This window comes from Rhizobacter sp. P3_B12, assembly GCF_056402895.1.
The window spans coordinates 1-3,521 of record NZ_JBFUGN010000654.1 but is presented as its reverse complement, the minus strand read 5'-3'; the positions used below and the strand labels follow the sequence as shown (position 1 = coordinate 3,521).

The 3,521-nt window shown below is 65.8% G+C and carries 4 protein-coding genes; 3 read left to right on the top strand and 1 reads right to left on the bottom strand.

Annotated elements, in window-relative coordinates; all coding sequences use genetic code 11:
- Positions 1-109: 109 nt before the first annotated feature.
- Both AC1D01_RS25560 and AC1D01_RS25555 read left to right on the top strand, forming a co-directional pair.
- Positions 110-931: a phosphodiester glycosidase family protein gene (locus tag AC1D01_RS25560; protein ID WP_477871349.1), complete on the top strand. Its 822-nt coding sequence runs from the start codon at positions 110-112 to the stop codon at positions 929-931.
- A complete protein-coding gene (locus AC1D01_RS25555) occupies positions 928-1,806 on the top strand; it encodes a hypothetical protein (RefSeq protein ID WP_477871347.1) in 879 nt (292 codons plus the stop codon). Before AC1D01_RS25560 ends, AC1D01_RS25555 begins: the two co-directional genes overlap by 4 nt.
- A gap of 368 nt (positions 1,807-2,174) precedes the next feature.
- On the opposite strand, the gene AC1D01_RS25550 is transcribed toward AC1D01_RS25555, so the two are convergent.
- The gene (locus AC1D01_RS25550) at positions 2,175-2,972 is read right to left on the bottom strand and encodes an N-acyl homoserine lactonase family protein (protein ID WP_477871345.1); all 798 of its coding nucleotides are present in this window, start codon (positions 2,970-2,972) and stop codon (positions 2,175-2,177) included.
- Between the two features lie 201 nt (positions 2,973-3,173).
- Between AC1D01_RS25550 and AC1D01_RS25545 the strand changes: the two genes are divergently transcribed.
- Positions 3,174-3,521: adenylyl-sulfate kinase (locus tag AC1D01_RS25545; protein ID WP_477871343.1), on the top strand; the 348-nt coding region annotated here is incomplete at its 3' end.

Genomic DNA, 3,521 nt, shown 5'->3' with positions numbered 1-3,521 from the left:
ATTGCAAGTTGATGCCGCGCCTGCCGGCATCCCGGCGGGACCGTACTGCACGGGATGTTTGCGGCAGCCGTGCGGTCGTGTCAGACTCTTCGGACGGAGGGCGTGCGACATGCGGAGGCTGCTGGGATGGATCCTGCTGACGCATGCCATGTGCGCGGTCGCTGCCGACCCACCGCGAGATCRCCTGCTGGGCCTGCTGGAGCAACATCGCGAATCGACCGATCTGCCGCGGCTAGGGCAGGCTGCCGCCCGGTTCGTGTCGTACCGCGATGCCGTTCCCGCGTCCGTGACTTTCGGCGTCGAGCTGTGCGTGCTGGAAGCCGGCCAAGCCCGCTTGCGCGTCAAGGACCTGCGCACGAACCAGGCGCCAGCCGAGCTGTTTCCGGCCGTGTTCGGCTCGCAAGCGTTGGGCGTGATGAGCGGAGGCTTCTTCGACATCGATCCAAGCGGCCGGCTGATCCCGCTCGGCCTCGTCAAGGCCGACGGGAAAACAGTCTCGGCCCGATTCAACTGGACCAGTGGCGGCATCGTGGCGGCGTCGGCGCACGGCGTGTCGATCCTCCCGATCGCGAGCGCCGGTGCAGCGTCGGACCATTCCGACGTCCTGCAGTCCAAGCCCTTGCTTGTCGAAGACGGACGAGACGGCATTCGCAGTGCGGGCGACGATCGCTTCGATCGCAGCGCCATCGCGCTGGACGCGCGCGGCCACATCTACTTCTTCGTGCTTCACGAACCGTCCGGAGCTGCAGGCAGTTTGGCCGAGTTCTCGCGCCTGCTGCTTGGCTACCGATCGAGCGACGGGCAACCGATCCTGAACGCGCTGGCGATGGACGGCGGCCCAGGCGCGCACCTGTACGTACCGGCGCTGGGCAGGCACTGTGGCGCCGGCACGGCGAACTTCGTGCCGAACGCCTTGTACGTCGAGCGATGAGCAGCCAGCGCAATCGCGGCCGTGGGCGGCGGCAACCGGAACCGGGCGGCAGCGCTCGAATGGTCGACGTCAAGGCAGTTCTGACACCGTTGCTGGTCATTGTCGCGACGTCGATCGGCAGCGTGCTGGCCTACGTGTTCACACCGCTGAAGGAGGTGTTCAATGCGATCGTGTGGGAGGAGAAGGGCGAGGTGCTGCTCGTCTCGCAGACGCTGAACCCGAAGCAGGGCGATGTCGTCACCATCGACATCTTTGTGCAACCGCGCTCGCCGGTGCCGTTGTCTGAAGGGGTGTTGACGATCAGCTACCCGGCTGGATTGCTCAGGCCCGGCTCGGACACCGTGCAGCAGCTCACCGCAACGACCAAGAAGATCGACGCCTCTACCAAGCTGACGCAGCGCCCGCTCGAGTTCATCGCCGATGCCGCGGGCCGAGCGGACATCAGGGCGACGCTGACCACAAGGTCTCGCACACCCTTTGTCGGCAGCCTGAAGATCGACGTCGCGCCATCCACCGGGCAGGAATCCCCGACCCGCAGGAATTTCTCGGGCGCATGGAACATCGACCTGGGCGRCATCCACGGCTCGATGGAGCTGAAGGACGTAGCACGGACCTTGACGGGGAGCTACAGCATGTCCGATGGCAGCCGCGGGCTGGTCGAAGGCACGCGCGACGGCAAGACGTTCCGCGTCACGTTCTACCGGGGCGGCTCTGCGCCGAGCCGTTACTTCATCGACGCCGGCTTTGAACCGAACGAACAACCCGACCTCGAGCTGCGCGGCAAGGCCAAGCTGCTCATCGCCACCGGCGACCACAATGCTCCGTGGCGTGAGGACCGGCAGCTCGAGTATTACGCGGTGGCTCGCGGTCGCTGAGTTGCCTGGCATGTCAGCCCTGGACGCAAGGTCCATCCCGTTCCGGTTGCTTGCCGCGTGTATCCTCATCCCTTTTACTCAAAAGGATCGAGATGGCACTGTCCAAGAAGAAGCGCGTAGGCAAGAGAACCATTTCTGCCAAACAAGTCAGAAAGACGGCAAGCGGCAGGAAGCGCCGCAAGTCCGACGGTACCCAGCCCCCGAAGGCGGTGACTCCGACTTCGACGCCAGCGGCGTCCTGACGATTCGGGCCGGCAGGCCGCGCCAAGCCGCTTCGGCTTGGTCGCGCGCGCGCTGCACGAGCGAGCCTGCAGGTACCTATCGGGCGCAACGTGCCGCACGGCGGCGGCCTCTTCCGATGAGGCGAGTCACTTCGCCGCAGCCGGGAACGCCGGCAACTTGCCGATGTCGCGCGGATCGTGCTGGATGATGACCGTCGCCTTCAGGTTCTTCGCGATCTGCTTGACCCGCTGGATCGACGCGAGGGTCTGCGCGCGGTCGTAGTTGAAGCCCGGCACGCCGTCGTGCTCGTAGTTCTCGTGGAAATGCACGGCGTCGCCGCTCAGGATCACCGGCCCCATCTCCTTCAGGCGCACGAGCAGGATGCTGTGCCCCGGCGTGTGGCCCGGCGCGCGCAGCATCATCACGGTGCCGTCGTCGAACACGTCCTTGTCGGCGCTCAGCGGCTCGACCTTGCGCTTCTCGGCGATCCACTCGGCGAAGCCCTTCACGTTCGCACTGGCGATCGGCGGGGTGGCGTTGATGCCGTCCCAGTCGCCCTTGCCGATCAGCAGCGTCGCATTCTTCAGCGGGGCCAGCTGGCCGGTGTGATCGGCGTGGAAATGGCTGATGCCGACGAACTTCACATCCTCGGGGTTGACGTTGATCTGCTTCAGCAGATCGGCCAGCGGCTTGTTGGTCGCACTCGGAACGGAGCCCGGCAGGTAGCCCGTGTCCCAGACCATCACGTCCGCGCCGTGGCGGATGACGTAGCAGCTGAAGCTGAAGGGCTTGGTCGTCTCGGTGTAGGCGAAGGCATCGCTGAAGCGCCGCGGGTCGTTGGTCCCGGTGCCGCAATCGAGCCGCGTCAGCGTGACCTCCTGGGCTGCTGCTGAAAGGGAAAGAAGCGCGCCCACGCCGAGCGCCAACCAGAAGCGGGATGTCATTTTTTCTCCTTGTTCATGACGGAAGGGAGTTGCGAGTTCAGCCATCGGATGCCTCTGCCGGCATCTTAGAACGCCGATTCCCGATTCCTGTTTCCCGCATCCGGACCCTCATTCCTCGCTGCTGCAGCGTTGCGGGCTTCCATCCGTCATCGCACACACTATGGGCCAAGCGCTGTGCACCCACGCGTGAAAGGAATGACGATGCCGCCGACTTTCGTTGATGCCTCTCTGTCCGACACACCGTTGCCGTCGCTCGCGCCTTTGCGTGAACGCGTGTTCGGCAGCAACCCCGCCACGGTGTGGATGACCGGCCTGAGCGGCGCCGGCAAGTCGACGCTCGCCGCGGTGCTCGAACGCACGTTGCTGCAGGCCGGGCGGCCCGTGCTGATGCTCGATGGCGATGTCGTGCGCGAGGGCCTGAACCGCGACCTCGGCTTCACCGACACCGACCGCGACGAGAACATCCGCCGCATCGCCGAGGTCGCCCGCCTCGCCAACGAGGCCGGCCTGATGGTGCTCGCCGCGGTGATCTCGCCCCGCGCCGCACAC